General features: G+C 73.6%; 11 protein-coding genes. 4 read left to right on the top strand and 7 right to left on the bottom strand.

The window, feature by feature from the left end:
• The first annotated feature begins 187 nt into the window (after nt 1–187).
• Nucleotides 188–1,021 (top strand): tyrosine-protein phosphatase, encoded by an 834-nt coding sequence (locus tag HUT06_RS25150; RefSeq protein ID WP_176197978.1) that lies wholly within the window; start codon nt 188–190, stop codon nt 1,019–1,021.
• Between the two features lie 91 nt (nt 1,022–1,112).
• On the opposite strand, the gene HUT06_RS25145 is transcribed toward HUT06_RS25150, so the two are convergent.
• The 4 genes from HUT06_RS25145 to HUT06_RS25130 all read right to left on the bottom strand — a co-directional run bounded on the left by HUT06_RS25145 (nt 1,113) and on the right by HUT06_RS25130 (nt 4,564).
• Nucleotides 1,113–1,985: an AraC family transcriptional regulator gene (locus HUT06_RS25145; RefSeq protein ID WP_254715372.1), complete on the bottom strand. Its 873-nt coding sequence runs from the start codon at nt 1,983–1,985 to the stop codon at nt 1,113–1,115.
• Nucleotides 1,986–2,022: 37 nt separating this feature from the next.
• Complete coding sequence (locus HUT06_RS25140) at nt 2,023–2,712, bottom strand: alpha/beta fold hydrolase (RefSeq protein ID WP_254715371.1); 690 nt, start codon at nt 2,710–2,712, stop codon at nt 2,023–2,025.
• Nucleotides 2,713–2,942: 230 nt separating this feature from the next.
• A complete protein-coding gene (locus tag HUT06_RS25135; protein ID WP_176197976.1) occupies nt 2,943–3,521 on the bottom strand; it encodes an NAD(P)H oxidoreductase in 579 nt (192 codons plus the stop codon).
• Nucleotides 3,522–3,541: 20 nt separating this feature from the next.
• On the bottom strand, nt 3,542–4,564 hold the full coding sequence (locus tag HUT06_RS25130; protein ID WP_176197975.1) for an NADP-dependent oxidoreductase: 1,023 nt from the start codon (nt 4,562–4,564) through the stop codon (nt 3,542–3,544).
• 95 nt (nt 4,565–4,659) lie between these two features.
• On the opposite strand from HUT06_RS25130, the gene HUT06_RS25125 reads away from it, so the two are divergent.
• Complete coding sequence (locus HUT06_RS25125) at nt 4,660–7,857, top strand: BTAD domain-containing putative transcriptional regulator (protein ID WP_176197974.1); 3,198 nt, start codon at nt 4,660–4,662, stop codon at nt 7,855–7,857.
• A 30-nt stretch (nt 7,858–7,887) separates the two neighbouring features.
• On the opposite strand, the gene HUT06_RS25120 is transcribed toward HUT06_RS25125, so the two are convergent.
• Entirely contained in the window at nt 7,888–8,481 is a 594-nt protein-coding gene (locus HUT06_RS25120) for a TetR/AcrR family transcriptional regulator (protein WP_176197973.1), read from the bottom strand.
• Nucleotides 8,482–8,542: 61 nt separating this feature from the next.
• On the opposite strand from HUT06_RS25120, the gene HUT06_RS25115 reads away from it, so the two are divergent.
• The gene (locus HUT06_RS25115; RefSeq protein ID WP_176197972.1) at nt 8,543–9,736 is read left to right on the top strand and encodes an MFS transporter; all 1,194 of its coding nucleotides are present in this window, start codon (nt 8,543–8,545) and stop codon (nt 9,734–9,736) included.
• Between the two features lie 156 nt (nt 9,737–9,892).
• Here HUT06_RS25115 and HUT06_RS25110 read toward each other — a convergent pair whose 3' ends face one another.
• Nucleotides 9,893–11,134, bottom strand: coding sequence for an MFS transporter (locus HUT06_RS25110; protein ID WP_176197971.1), 1,242 nt, complete (start codon nt 11,132–11,134; stop codon nt 9,893–9,895).
• Between the two features lie 100 nt (nt 11,135–11,234).
• On the opposite strand from HUT06_RS25110, the gene HUT06_RS25105 reads away from it, so the two are divergent.
• Nucleotides 11,235–12,320: a helix-turn-helix domain-containing protein gene (locus HUT06_RS25105; protein ID WP_176197970.1), complete on the top strand. Its 1,086-nt coding sequence runs from the start codon at nt 11,235–11,237 to the stop codon at nt 12,318–12,320.
• 40 nt (nt 12,321–12,360) lie between these two features.
• Here the strand turns inward: HUT06_RS25105 and HUT06_RS25100 are convergent, their stop codons facing one another.
• On the bottom strand, nt 12,361–13,770 hold the full coding sequence (locus HUT06_RS25100) for an FAD-binding oxidoreductase (RefSeq protein ID WP_176197969.1): 1,410 nt from the start codon (nt 13,768–13,770) through the stop codon (nt 12,361–12,363).
• Nucleotides 13,771–13,817 lie beyond the last annotated feature (47 nt).

The raw sequence follows: 13,817 nt of genomic DNA, 5'->3' as shown, positions 1-13,817 counted from the left end.
TGGGGGACGCTGTCGAAGTAGTCCTTTCCTCAATGGCGTGGGATGGCCGGGCCGTGGCCGTTGTCGCCGCGCACAATGATCGACGGGAAGATTTGAGGCCCTGCCAGTTCATCCCCGTCCGCTCGGACAGCATCATGACGGGCGTCTCGTCCGTTCCCCCCGCCGGGGCCGTCCGACAAGGATCGTCATGCGCACCCCCCGTACGTCCGCAGCCCTGCTCGGCGCCGCCCTGCTGGCCGGCGCGCTGACCGCACCGCCCGCCCTCGCCGACGCCCCGAACCGGGTGCCGGTCGCGGCGTCGCCGGCCGCCGCGCCCCGGCTGGCGACGGCCGCCAACTTCCGCGATCTCGGCGGCTACGCGACCGCCGACGGCCGCCACGTCCGCACCGGGGTCGTCTACCGCTCCAACTCCCTGGCCCACCTGTCGGCCGCCGACCAGCAGACGCTGCTCAGCCTCGGCATCACCCTGGACGTGGACCTGCGCAATGACAGGGAACGGTCGGACGACCCCGACCTGCTGCCCGCCGGGATCGCCTACAAGGTCGCCGACGTCGAGGACCTGACGCACGGGATCTCCTTCGCCAACCCGGCGCTGGGCAGCCTGCTGTACGGGCTCCTGATCGGGCTGGTGACCGGGTCGTCCAACCTCGGCCAGTCCATCGCCTACCCGTTCATGGTGGACTTCAGCGGGGCGAGCCGCGCCTACCGCGACCTGCTCACCTCCATCGCCGCCAATCCCGGCGCGACGGTGTTCCACTGCTCCGCGGGCAAGGACCGGACCGGCTGGGGCGCGGCGGTGCTGCTGACGATCCTGGGCGTGCCGAAGGCCACGGTCTACCAGGACTACATGGCCAGCAACACCTACCTCGGCCGGCCCGACGCCGTGGAGTCCACCTGGCTGGACGAGGCGTTCCATGAGGTCGACCGGGCCTACGGGAGCTTCGACGACTACGTCCGCGACGGCCTGAAGCTGAGCGACGCCACCGTCGCGGCGCTGCGCGCCCGGCTGCTGACCTCCTGACTCCCGACCCGCCCGGAGCCCGCGGCCCGCGATGAACCGGGCGGCGGGCCATGTCCCGGCCGGAGCCCCTCGGACGCGAGGCCACCCGTCGTCACCGCCGATCTGAGCCCCGTCGGACGGTCGCCGGCGGTGGCGAAGCCGGCCAGGCGACGGCGTCGATCGCCAGCCATGGCGCGGTGGCCACCGCGGTGGGTGTGAATCCGGTGAACGTCCTGACCTCGCGGTGCAGGTGCGACTGGTCGGCGTAGCCGCTCCGCGCGGCGACGCCCGCGGCGGCGTGACCGGCTGCGAGGAGGTGGGCGGCGTGGTCGAAGCGCACCAGCCGGGCGGCGTGTTTGGGGGTGATGCCGAGCTGGGACCGGAAGCGGGACCACAGCCGCTTGCGGCTCCAGCCGACCTCGTCGGCGAGGCGGTCGACCCGCACCCGTCCCCGGCCGGCGAGCGTCCGCCGCCAGGTGTGGGCGACCTCCGGATCGACCGGGGGGCGGGTGCCGAGCCGCCGGCCGAGGACGTCCGCGGCGATCGCGAACCGCTCGTCCCAGGACGAGGCGGCGCGCAGCCTGTCCTCGGCTCGCTCACCATCGCGGCCCCAGACATCGGCGAGGGACGCCACCGTCCCGGTGAGCTCGGCCGATGCGCCGAGCACCGCGGCCGCCGCGGCCGGTTCCAGCCGTATCTGCAGGCACTCCCCGGTCCCGCGGCCGGTGGTCCGGAGGTCGCCGGGCAGCAGGCCGACGACGACGCTGCCGCGCTCCCGCCCGCCCGGCCCCTCATGCACGATGCCTTCGCCATCGGCCAGATCGATGAGCAGGGTGACGGACGGGTGCGCGACCATGGCGATGTCGACGCGTCCGGGCACCCGATGGCGGAACCCGGCCATGCTCACCCCGGGCAGCCGACCTGACGAGCGCGGGACGGCGACTTCAACGCCCGCCCAGTCGAATGGCGTTTCGGCCGACAGCACATGTTCAGCCTAGGCCGCCGCATCATGAGGCCGGGCGTCAGCGTCCCGAGGCCGCGAATTCCAGCAGCAGTTCGCTGATGGCCTCGGGCGCTTCGAACATCGGCATGTGCCCGACGCCGGGCAGCATCTCGACCCGCGCGCCCGGCACCGCGTCGTACTGGTGCGCCGACGACGGCTCCCACCGGGGGTCGGCGGCGCCGAAGATCACCAGGACGGGGACGCCGAGAGCGGCCAGGCGATCGGGCACGCTCCGTTCGGCGATGTAGGCGGTGTTCTTGCGCAGCACCTCCTTGAACGTGCGGTAGGCGGTGCTCCTGACCTCGGCGACCATGGCGTCGGGGACGTCCACCGGCTGGACGGTCGTCGCCTCGATGCCCTTGCGGATCATCGCGTCCGAACGTTTCGGCCACAGCAGCGGGCCGAAGGGCGGTCCCAGCAGCACCCGCAGGATGAGCGGCTGCGGGAGGAGCGCGCCGGGCTCCGGCCCGCTGCTGATCAGCGCGATCGACCGCACCAGGTCGGGGCGCTGTTCGGCGAGCGCGGTGGCGACATAGCCGCCGCTGGAGTGCCCGACCACGGTGACGCGGTCCAGACCGAGATCGTCCAGTACCGCCGCCACCCGTCCCGCGTGGTCGGGCACATCCTGCGACTCCGCGGGCGGGGACTGGCCGCAGCCCGGCAGGTCGACCCGGATGAGGTGGTGGTGGCCGGCGAGATCCGGAACCACCGGGCTCCAAGTGCCACTCGATGCCCCCGACCCGTGGATGAGCAGCAACGGCGCCGCCTGGCGCGAGCCGTCATGGAGCACGTGCATTCGATACGAGGGCTCGACCTCAGACATATTCATGCAGGGAACGGTGCACGGCCGCTCGCCCACCGGTCTTGGACGAATGTTCCCCCCGAGCCCGCGGCGGACCGCTCTGGCTCCCCGGAACCGCGACCTCGGGGTCGCCCGGGTCAAGAGGGTGCGAGGAACTCTTCGAGGGCGTCGTCGGCGGCGGTCGCCGGTCCCGGGGCGACGGGGGAGACCGTGTCGTGGACGAACCGGACGGCGACGTCCGTGATGCCGCAGTAGTTCGAGATGCCGACCCTCAGCTGATGGGCGAGGGCGTCGCCGAGGCCGTGGCCGGCGTACTCCTCGCGGGACTGCCCGGCCAACGCCAGCCACAGCATCCGCTTCCCGCCGAGGCGCGCGGTGCGCCGGCCGTACGCGAAGCCGTAGTTCCAGACCCGGTCGATCCAGCCCTTGAGGACGGCCGGGAGCCCGTACCACCAGACGGGGAAGACGACGATGACGAGGCCCGAGGCGTCGATCCGCCGCATGTGGGCGCGGACCTCCGCGGAGTAGATCTTGTCGCGGTCGTCCCAGTCGGGTTCGTCCGTCACGGTCATGCGCGGGTCGAAGCCCTCGGCGTGCAGGTCCAGGACGTCGACGGTGTGCCCGTCCTTCTCCAGCCGGACGCGCGTCCGGTCGGCGATGTGGGCGGTGAGGGAGTCGGCGCGGTGGTGGCCGACGACGAGCAGTGCGGTGGCCATGGGAGTGTCCCTTCCGGTGGTCAGAGGCGGACGAGCGTCTTGCCGGTGTTGGCGCCGCGCAGGTTGCCGAGGAGCGCGGCCGGGGCCTGGTCGAGCCCGTCGAAGACGGTCTCCTCGGTGTGCAGGGTGCCGTCGGCGAGCCAGCCCGCGGCCTTGGCGATGTACTCGGGGAACATGTGCAGGTAGGCGCCGACCTGCATGCCGCGCAGGGTGAGCTGCTTGTAGACGATCTGCGCGAGGTTGGCGGGGCCGGGGACGGGCGCGGTGGCGTTGTAGCCGCTGATGGCGCCCACCAGCGCGGCGCGGCCGCCGACGTGCAGGGCGTCGATCGCGGCTTCGAGGTGGTCGCCGCCGACGGCGTCGAGGTAGACGTCGATGCCGCCGGGGGCGGCGTCCGCCAGCTGGGCGGCGATGGGCCCGGCGCGGTGGTCGAGGGCGGCGTCGAACCCGAAGTCGGCCAGCAGCCTCTTCGTCTTCTCCGGCCCGCCCGCCGAGCCGATCACCTTCGCGGCGCCCAGCCTGCGGGCGAGCTGCCCGGCGACGATGCCGACCGCGCCCGCCGCCGCCGAGACGAAGACGACGTCGCCCTCGCGGACGGGCGCCACGTCGGTGAGCGCGGCGTACGCGGTCAGGCCGGTCGTGCCCAGCGCGCCCAGGTACGCCTGGACGGGCGCGAGCCCGGTGTCGACGACCGTCGCGGCGGCCGCGTCCAGCAGCGCGTACTCCCGCCACCCAAGGAAGTGGGAGACGGTCGCGCCGACCGGGACGTCCGCCGACCGCGAGGCGATCACCTCGCCGACCGCCGCGCCCTCCAGCGGGGCGCCGAGCTCGAACGGCGGGAGGACGGGCGAGGGCACGTCGTCCATCCGCCCCCGCATGTACGGGTCCACGGACATCCACGTGTTGCGGACCAGGACCTGCTCCTCGCCCGGCTGCGGCACCGGGGCCTCGGCGAGCGCGAAGTCGGTCGGGGCCGGCTCGCCGACCGGGCGGGCGGCGAGGCGGATCTCACGGCCGGTGAGGGCGGTGCTGTGCGAAGTCATCGGAACTCCCATCGGTGTTGCGTCGGTTGATGGCCTCACTCTGCTGAACGGCGCTTTGGATCTTCTGCCGGTCGGCTGTCGGTAGCCTTCCGGTCATGCGTTTCGGGGTGCTCGGTCCGCTCGCCGTGTGGACGGACGACGGGGCGGCGGTGCGCGTTCCGGAGCTGAAAGTCCGCGCGCTGCTGGCGGATCTGCTGGTCCACCGGGGTCGCGCCGTTTCGGTCGACCAGCTGGTCGACGACCTGTGGGGCGGGGCGGCCCGGCCGCCGCGCAACCCCGTCGGCACCCTCCAGACACGCGTCTCGCAGCTGCGCCGTGCGCTGGACGGCGCGGAGCCGGGCGGACGCGGGCTGCTGGTGTCGCAGGCGCCCGGCTACCTGCTGCGCGTCGACCCGGAGGCGGTGGACGGCGACCGGTTCCACGCTCTCGCCGGACAGGCCCGCGCCACCGAGGACCCGCAGGCCCGGGCCGTCCTGCTGGCCGACGCGCTGGGGCTGTGGAGGGGCCGGGCATACGCCGACTTCGCGGACGAGGAGTTCGTCCGTCCGGACGCCACGCGCCTGGAGGACGAGCGGTTCGCCGTCCAGGAGGAGCACGCGGAGGTGCGGCTGGAACTGGGCGAGCACGCCGTGCTGGCGGGCGAGCTGAGCGAGCAGGTGGCGCGGCATCCGCTGCGGGAGCGGCTGCGGGCCGTGCATCTGCGCGCCCTCTACCGGGCGGGGCGGCAGAGCGAGGCGCTGGCCGGGTTCGAGGACCTGCGGCACCGGCTGGCCGAGGACCTCGGCGTCGACCCGAGCCCGGAGCTGGCCGCGCTGCACCAGGCGATCCTGGAGCAGGATCCCCGCCTGGACGCGCCGCGACCGGCCGTGCGCGCCGCCACGGCGCCCCCGCGGGCGGTTCCCGCGAACCTTCCCGCGCCGCTGACCGACCTCGTCGGACGCGACGCCGCGGTGTCGGAGGTGCGCGCGCTGCTCGACGACTCGCGCCTCGTCACGCTGACCGGCCCGGGCGGCGTCGGCAAGACGCGCCTCGCCCTGGCGACCGCACGGGCCCTGACCGGTGCGGACGCCGACGAGCGGTTCCCGGACGGCGTGTGGCTGGTGGAGCTGTCCGGACTCGACCGGGCCTCCGGCGCGACCCCGGCGGACGCGATCGCGATGGTGCTCGGCGTCCGCGACGATGACGCCCCCGCCGCCGAGACCGCGCGCCGGACGCCCGTGGAGCTGCTCGCGGGCGCGCTCGCCGCCAAACGGCTCCTGCTCGTGCTCGACAATTGCGAACACGTGATCGACCCGGTGGCCGTGCAGGTCGCGGCCCTGCTGCGGGCCGCGCCCGGGGTGCGCGTGCTCGCCACGAGCCAGGAGTCGCTGGCGCTGTCGGGCGAGCGGTTGTGGCCGGTGCCGCCGCTGGGCGAGGCGGACGCCGTCCGGCTCTTCACCGCGCGGGCGGCCGCCGCCGCGCCCGACTTCGCGCCGGGGCCGGGCGACACGGCGACGATCGCCGCCGTCTGCCGCCGGCTCGACGGGATCCCGCTCGCCGTGGAGCTGGCCGCCACCCGCGTCCGGGCGCTCGGCGTGGACGGCCTCGCGGACCGGCTCGACGACCGGTTCCGCCTGCTGACCTCGGGAAGCCGGGACGCCCCCGCCCGCCAGCGGACGCTCCGCGCGATGATCGACTGGTCGTGGGAGCTGCTGGCCGGGGACGAACGCGCCGTCCTGCGGCGGCTCGCGGTGCACGCGGACGGCTGCACGCTGGGGGCCGCCGAGGAGGTGTGCGCACAGGACGGGCTCGACGTCCTCGACGTCCTGGCGCGGCTCGTCGACCGGTCGCTCGTCGTGCGGGTGGAGGGAACCGGCGGCGGCCGCTACCGGCTGCTGGAGTCGGTCAAGGCGTACTGCGCGGAGCGGCTGGACGAGGCGGGCGAGTCCGCGGAGATCCGAGCCCGGTTCGTCCGGCATCACGTCGCCCTCGCCGTGCGGGCCGAGCCGCACCTCTACGGGCACGACCAGCGGCGGTGGCTGGAACTCCTGGACGCCGAGGCCGCCAACCAGCGCGCGGCCCTGGAGGACGCCTTGCGCCTCGGTCTCGCGGCGGACGCGCTCCGTCTGGTCGACGCGCTGGCCTGGCACTGGTACCTGCGCGGACGGCTGACCGAGGCACTGCGATCACTCGATGCGGCGCTGGCCGTCGAGGGCGGGCCGCCGGAGGCGCGCGCGAAGGCGGCGGTCTGGCGGGCCGGTTTCGTGCTGCTCACCAACACCGAGGCGGCGCCCGAGGCGGCGACGTCGTACGAGGGCGTCCGCGACCCGGGCGCGCGGGCCTGGGCGCGCTGGTTCCTCGCCTTCGCCCACCGCGGCTTCGGCGATCTCGAGGTGACCGGTGACCTCGTCCGGGGAGCGCTGGCGGAGTTCCGCGGGCTCGGGGAACGCTGGGGGACGGCCGCGGCGCTGAGCGTCCGGGCGACCGTCCACCGTGCGCGCGCCCGGCTCGACGCGGCCCGGCGCGACGCCGAGGAGAGCGAGGCGCTCTTCCGCGGCCTCGGCGACCGCTGGGGGCGGCTGAAGGCGACCAACACCCTCGCCGAGCTGGCCGAGATCGCCGGAGACTACGACCGGGCCGCCCGGCTGCACGAGGAGGGCCTGCGGATGGCCGAGGAGCTCGGCCTCTGGGCGGAGGCATCGCTGCGGCTGTCCGGCCTCGGCCGGATCTCCCTCCTCACCGGGGACCACGCCGCGGCCGACGACCGGCACCACCGCGCCCTGCGGCTGGCCGCCGACCAGTCGAACAAGGTCGCCGAGCACTTCGCGGCGGTGGGCCTCGCCCTGTCCGCCCGGCGCCGCGGCGACCTCGACGCGGCCGAGGCGCGGCTGCTGCCGTGGCTCGACTGGATCCGGGCGGTGGACGGGGAGCCGGGGCTCGCGCTCGTCCTCGCCGAACTCGGCTTCGCCGCCGAGCAGCGCGGGGACGCGGGCGCGGCGCTCGCCCGGCACCGCGACGGGCTCGCCGCCCGGATCGGAGACCCGCGCGCCGTCGCGCTCGCCTTCGAGGGCCTCGCCGGGGCCCGGTCGCTCGCGGGCGACGCCCGGCCGGCGGCCCGGCTGCTGGGCGCGGCCGCCGCCTTGCGCGCCTCGGCCGGCGCCCCGCTGCCCGCCGCCGAACGCGCCGACGTCGACCGCATCGCCGCCCGCGTCCGGACGCTCCTGGGCGCCGACGCCTTCGCCGCCGAGTACGCCTGCGGTGAATCCGACCCGGACACCGCGTCCCCACCCGGCCCCGGCGTCACGTCCATCTGACCCGTCGCCGGAGCTTCAGCAGGGGCGGGTTCACCCGGCTGATCCGGTCGCCGTCCAGGAGTCGGCGAGTGCGCAGAGGTCGTCGAGGGCGGCTTCGACACGGGTGTGGTCGCCGGTGATCAGCAGGTCGGTCTGCAGGCCGGAGTAGGCGCTGTTGAGGTAGGTCGCCTTGATCGTGGCTTCGCGGGGGTCGAGTCCGCGAGCGGTGAGCGCCCCGGCGACGAACTCGGCCCGCTCGGCCAGGAACGCGGGCACCCGGCCACCGAGGCGCCCGGCGGCCGCCAGTCCCTCGATCTCATGGATCAGGCGAGTGCGAGGAAGGTTCGCCGGCCGGAGATGGCGGTGCCAGGAGTTACGGACGATCGATCCGATGCCCCGACCGGTGTCGTCCCAGCCTTCCGTCGCATGGAGTTGCTCATGCTGGATCTCGTCCAGGCGTGTCAGCAAAGCGGCCAGCAGGGCGTCCTTGTCGGCGAAGTGGTGGGTCAGCACGCGCGTGCTGTGGCCCAGTGCCTGCGCGATCGGCCGGAAGGAGAATCCGCTGGACAATCCGGTCTGGGCAAGGTGGTCCAGGACCGCGTCGAGGATGTCGGTGCGGCGGTGCGGGTCGCGGGGTCTGGCCACTGGCGGCGCTCCTGGCTCGTCTGGTCGGACGTTAGGGAAACACATGTTACGTTAACGTGCCATGGATGTCACACGTCACCGCGCGTTCGCCGAGCCCTGGCTTCTCGCACTCGCCATCACCGCACTGGCCCTGCAGACGGACGACTTCGTCATCGTGGGGGTGCTGCCGTCCATCGCGCGCGACCTGCAGGTCAGCGAAGCGGCAGCCGGCCAGTTGGTGAGCGTCTTCTCGGTGATGTGCGCGGTGATCGGGCCGGTGGCCGCCGTCAGCACTGCTTCATGGCCTCGGAAACGCCTGCTCATCGGCGGCCTGCTGCTGTTCTGTACCGCCAACTTCGCCGTTCCGCTCGCCGCGTCCTATCCCGCCTTGATGGCACTGCGAATCCTGGCCGCGTTCGCGGCGGCGGTCACGCTGCCCACCGTGTTCGCGGTCACGGCCGCGCATTCACCGCCCGAGCGGCAAGGCCGCCACCTCGCCACCGTCATGACGGGGCTGACCGGTGCCGTGGTCATCGGAGTCCCGCTGGGCACCTGGACCGGTGCGGCATTCGGGTGGCAGGCCACCTTCGTGCTCGGCGGCCTCCTCGGCCTGGTGGCGCTGGTCTTCGTAGGACTCGCGGTGCCGGACGTTCCGCCCTCGCCGGCCGCCGGCCTGGCCGAGCGGCTCAGCCCTCTGGCGCGTCCCGCCGTGCTCTGCGTTCTGCTCGCCGCCGTCGTCGCGGTGCTGGGAAATCTGCTGTTCCAGACCTATCTCGCAGCCTTCCTCCACGACGCGGCGAACGTGACGCCGACCATGCTCGGCGGCCTACTCGCATTGACCGGCGTCGCGGGCATCGCTGGAGCACGCCTCAGCGGTGGGCTTGTCGACCGCTTCGGCGCGGGACGGGCGTTCACCATCGCGGTGGTGGTCTTCGTCGCCGCCATGATCGGACTCGCGCTGTGCTGGTCGCTGCGGCCCGCGTTCCTACCTCTCGTTGTCGTCCTTTTGCTGGCCTGGTCGGCCGCCGCATGGGCGATTCCTCCGCCCGTCCAGGCCCGGGTCCTCCAGTTGGCCGGACCGGAAACCGGGCCACAGGCATTGGCGCTCAGCAGCAGCGCGGTCTACATCGGAGCCTCACTGGGTGCCGGTCTCGGTGGCTGGCTGCTCAGCACGCACGGCACCGGTGCGCTTCCGCTCATCGCCGCTTTGAGCGCCCTGGCATCGCTGGCCTTGTTCACCGGTACCGAACGCATCACTGGAGGACGCGGTCAGTGAGGGCGCTCGGGGGTCGGGAGCGTTCTGCCCGTCCCGCAAAGCCCTGGCGAGGTGGATCTCAGGACCAGCCGTGGACGCTGAACGGTTCACCGCGCGTGATCGCGGCAAGGGCCAGTGCGCAGTAGGGGATCATGTCGTCGGGTGGCGTCGCCGGGCTCACGAGCTTGCGGGTGCCCGGCGGCGGTGCTCGCTGAGCCGCGTCCCGTGGTCCTTCTCGGTGGCGACGGCGGTGGCGGAGAGGAGCGTCGCGGCGGTGAGGGTGCCCCAGAGGGCGGCCGGGCCGCGGGAGGCGAGAGCGGTGATGACCGCCGGGGAGACGGCGAGGCCGAAGCCCGTGGAGAGCTGGAAGCGGGTCAGGGCGCGTCCCAGGACAGGGGCCGGGGCGAGGGCCGTGACCAGCGCCGTGGCGCTGCCGGCGTAGATGATCTCGCCGATCGTGCAGACCACGGACACCGCCGCGATGGCCGGGGCGCTCCAGCCGTGTCCCAGCGAGGCGGCCGCGAGGAAACCGAGGTAGGACGCGGCGATCACCACGCCGGCGAGAGCCAGCACGATCCGCCGGGAGAGGCGGGACAGCAGGACGGTGACCGGTACCTGCAGCGTGACCACCAGCACGGTGTTGGTCACGAAGATGGCCGCCGACCACACCGGGGAGGCGTCCAGCTGGGTCACCAGGATCAGGGGGAGCGCGATCTCGGGGACGTTGAGGCAGAAGACATAGATCACGTTGGCGGCCAGCAGCGCGCGCATTCGAGGTGCGGGGCCGTCGGCCGAGTCGTTGGCCGGGGTGGCGGCCGGATGCGCGTGCACGTGGACCGACCATGCCAAGGCCGCCGCGGCGAGATAGGCGAGCCCGGTGACGGCTGCCAGCGCCTGCAGCGCGCTGGTGCCGCCCGCCAGGCATGCGGTGGCGAGGAGGGCGCCCATGCCCAGTCCGGCGTTGCGCAGGGCGCGGCCTCCCGCGAGGGCGGCGTCGCGTTCGCGGCCGTGGGCGACCGTGGCCACGAGGGCGGCGTGGGCGGCCGGCCAGGCCTGGTTGCCGATGCCGAGGAACAGCGCCGCCGTCGCGAACAGCCAGACGTGCCCCGCCGGGGCGGCCAGCAGCAGCGCCACGCCCAGCACCCGTACCAGCATCGACGCTGCCACGACCGTGCTGCGCGCGCCCTTGTCCAGCCATCGGCCGACAGCGGGCATGCACACCAGACCCACGACGACGCCGGCCGTCATGGCGATGCCGGTGCTCGGTGCGGACAGCCCCAGCACCGTCACCCCGTACAGCAGCAGAAACGGCCGCAGCAGGCCGGTGCCGAGCGCGTCCACGACCAGGGCGACGGCATAGCGGGGGCCTCCGGAGGCACGGACGAGGGCACGCGGCTGGAGCTTGGTGGTGGCTGCCATGGCGTCAACGGTGCGCTCGGTCGCGGGACCGACCGTGGTCGATTGACGGACACCGTCAATCGACGCGTTCGCGGGCCGTCCGACCAGCGATGATGGGGGGATGACGTTGAGGATCGACATCGGCGGCCCGCCGTCCGGGCGGCTGCGGTTCGCCGCGTCCCCGCTGGCCGAGCTGACCGCGATGCTGCACGTGCTCGCCGAACCCGGGCACCACCCGCAGCTCGCCGGCTGGGCCGCGGACGTCTGGGCCGGGCTGCGGCCGGAGCTGGCCGAGCGGCTCCGGGAGGCGGAGTTCCTCTGGCGTTCCTCACGGGCCGACTTCCTGGTCCCCGCCCGTCCGCGGCCCACCCTCGCCGAGGAGTTGGACGATGTGGACCGGATCGACGACGAAACCTATGTGACCGCCGCGCTCATCACCACGTGCGGCAGCAACCGGGTCCACTTCGCCGCGCCGTCGCCGCTCGCCGACGCGACGGCGCGCGAGCGTGCCCTGGACCGGGCCCAGGCCCGCGGCGCGCTCCAGGAGGCCTTCGCGGAACGGCTGCTCGCAGACCCGGCCGCCGTGCGGGCGCGGGTGCGCAGCACCCTCGAACAGTGCGCCGAGGCCTTCTTCGACGCCGCCTGGACGAGCGTCGCCGCGCAACTGGCCACCGACCTGCGCCTGAAGAACGACCTGCTGAGGCGCCAGGGCATCAGGGCCGCACTCGCATCGGTCTCCAGCGCCGTGACCCTGACGCCGGACGGCGACCGCATCATCGTGGACAAGCTGCAGGACAACGCGACCGCCGCCCACGACACAGGAGTCACCTTCCTCCCCAGCGTCTTCGGCCGCCCGCACCTGGTGGCGGTCCACGCGCCGGGGTGGCGACCGGTGGTGCAGTACCCCGTGGCCGAGGCGAGTCCACCGGAGCCGGTATCGCTGGAAACGGTCACGCTGCGGCTGGAGGCACTCGCGCATCCCGTACGGCTGCGGCTGCTGCGCACCCTGGCCCGCGGCCCCCACACCACCGGTGAGCTGGCCCAAGCCTGGGAACTCTCACCCCCGGAGGTCTCCCGGCACCTCGCCGTCCTGCGCCGCGCGGGCCTGCTCACCTCCCGACGGCAGGGGCGGTACGTCCGCTACACCCTCAACCTGCCCGATCTGACGTCGCTGGGGCCCGACCTGCTGGCGGCCGTCCTGCGCTGAGCCCCCTACGGTCCGGCGCATCCTCTGCGGCTTCCGGTCGTCAGGAGTCGAAGCCCAGTCCGGCCGCGTCGAGGGCGCGCAGGAAGGCGTTGCGCTTGCCGCGCCGGTGGTCGGCGCGGTCGAGAGACCAGCGGGTCAGGTTGATTCCCACGCTGGCGAAGGGCTCGGGTGGGAACGGCAGCGGACGCTTGCGCACCATCTCCAGTTCGGTCCGCGGGGTGGACTCACCGGAGAGGAGGTCGAGGAGCACTTCCGCGGCGAACCGGGTGGCTCCGACGCCGAGGCCGGTGAATCCGGCGGCGTGCGCGACGCGGCCGCGGTGGGTCAGGCCGTAGAAGGCGGTGAACTGGGTGCAGGTGTCGATGGCGCCGGCCCAGCGGTGGCTGAACCTGACGTCCTCCAGTTGCGGGAAGGTCGCGAAGAAGTGCGAGGCGAGCCTGGCATGGGTCTCGGGACGCTCCTCGTAGCGCTCCTTGACCATCCGGCCCGTGTGGTACACCGCGTCGTACCCGCCGAAGAGGATGCGGTTGTCCCTGGTCAGACGCGAGTAGTGGAACTGGTTCGCCAGGTCGGCGAGCCCCCGGCGATCGCTCCAGCCGATGGACGCCATCTGCTCGCCGGTGAGCGGCTCGGTCATCAGGACGTAGTCGTAGACCGGGACCGTCATCAGCCGGTTGCGGCGCACCAGCGACCGGAACACGTTGGTGGCCAGGACCACTCGGCCGGACGTCACCGCGGCGCGGACGGTGCGCACCTCGACGGCGCCGCTCGCCGTGCGCAGTCCGGTGACGGGGGAGTGCTCGTGGATCTCAACGCCCATCTCGGCGGCGACACGGGCGAGTTCCAGGGCGAGGCGAGCGGGGTGGACCATCGCGCAGCCGTCCGGATCGACCGCTCCGGAGAGGAACAGCGGGCTGTTGATCTCGGCCTGGACCGCCGCGCGGTCCAACTCGCCGGGTGCTCCGTGGAGCCACGCGACCTGGTGCTCCTCCACCGCGACGGTGAGTGTCCCGGTGCGCTCCCAGTGGCAGTCGAGGGCCAGGTCTCGGACGTCCCGCTCGAACGCGTCCAGGTTCTCCTCGCCGAGCCTCTGCAACGTGTCGAACTCCTCGGGCCATCTGGCCCGGCCGTTCTCGTCGCCATGGGTGATGGAGGCCTCGCAGAACCCGCCGTTGCGCCCGGACGCCGCCCAGCCGACCGTCTTCGCCTCCAGGAGCACCACTCTCAGGCCGGGATCGCGGCGCTTGGCGTGTACGGCGGTCCACAGGCCCAGGTACCCGCCGCCGACGATCGTGAGGTCGGCCTTGCGCGCAGCGGTCAGCTCCGGGAACCGCGGACGGGCGCCGGCTTCTTCGAGCCAGTAGACCGATCGCTTGGTCTCGGCCAGGGCGCGTTGGACGACGCCGGCGTCGGGTGCGTTGCGTTCGTAGGCGGTCTGGTGCGGTGTCACGTGGTTTCCCGTTGTTCAGTCGTCTGCGCGGACGGCGGGGTGAAGTC

This window comes from Actinomadura sp. NAK00032 (genome assembly GCF_013364275.1).
Lineage (GTDB): Bacteria > Actinomycetota > Actinomycetes > Streptosporangiales > Streptosporangiaceae > Spirillospora.
The sequence above is the reverse complement of the archived record's forward strand: the minus strand, read 5'-3'. Positions and strand labels throughout refer to the sequence as shown.

Excerpts from the sequence above, each read along its gene's own strand:
- HUT06_RS25150 (WP_176197978.1), top strand. The coding sequence starts at position 188 with ATGCGCACCCCCCGTACGTCCGCAGCCCTGCTCGGCGCCGCCCTGCTG.
- HUT06_RS25135 (WP_176197976.1), bottom strand. The coding sequence starts at position 3,521 with ATGGCCACCGCACTGCTCGTCGTCGGCCACCACCGCGCCGACTCCCTC.
- HUT06_RS25130 (WP_176197975.1), bottom strand. The coding sequence starts at position 4,564 with ATGACTTCGCACAGCACCGCCCTCACCGGCCGTGAGATCCGCCTCGCC.
- HUT06_RS25125 (WP_176197974.1), top strand. The coding sequence starts at position 4,660 with ATGCGTTTCGGGGTGCTCGGTCCGCTCGCCGTGTGGACGGACGACGGG.
- HUT06_RS25115 (WP_176197972.1), top strand. The coding sequence starts at position 8,543 with ATGGATGTCACACGTCACCGCGCGTTCGCCGAGCCCTGGCTTCTCGCA.
- HUT06_RS25110 (WP_176197971.1), bottom strand. The coding sequence starts at position 11,134 with ATGGCAGCCACCACCAAGCTCCAGCCGCGTGCCCTCGTCCGTGCCTCC.
- HUT06_RS25105 (WP_176197970.1), top strand. The coding sequence starts at position 11,235 with ATGACGTTGAGGATCGACATCGGCGGCCCGCCGTCCGGGCGGCTGCGG.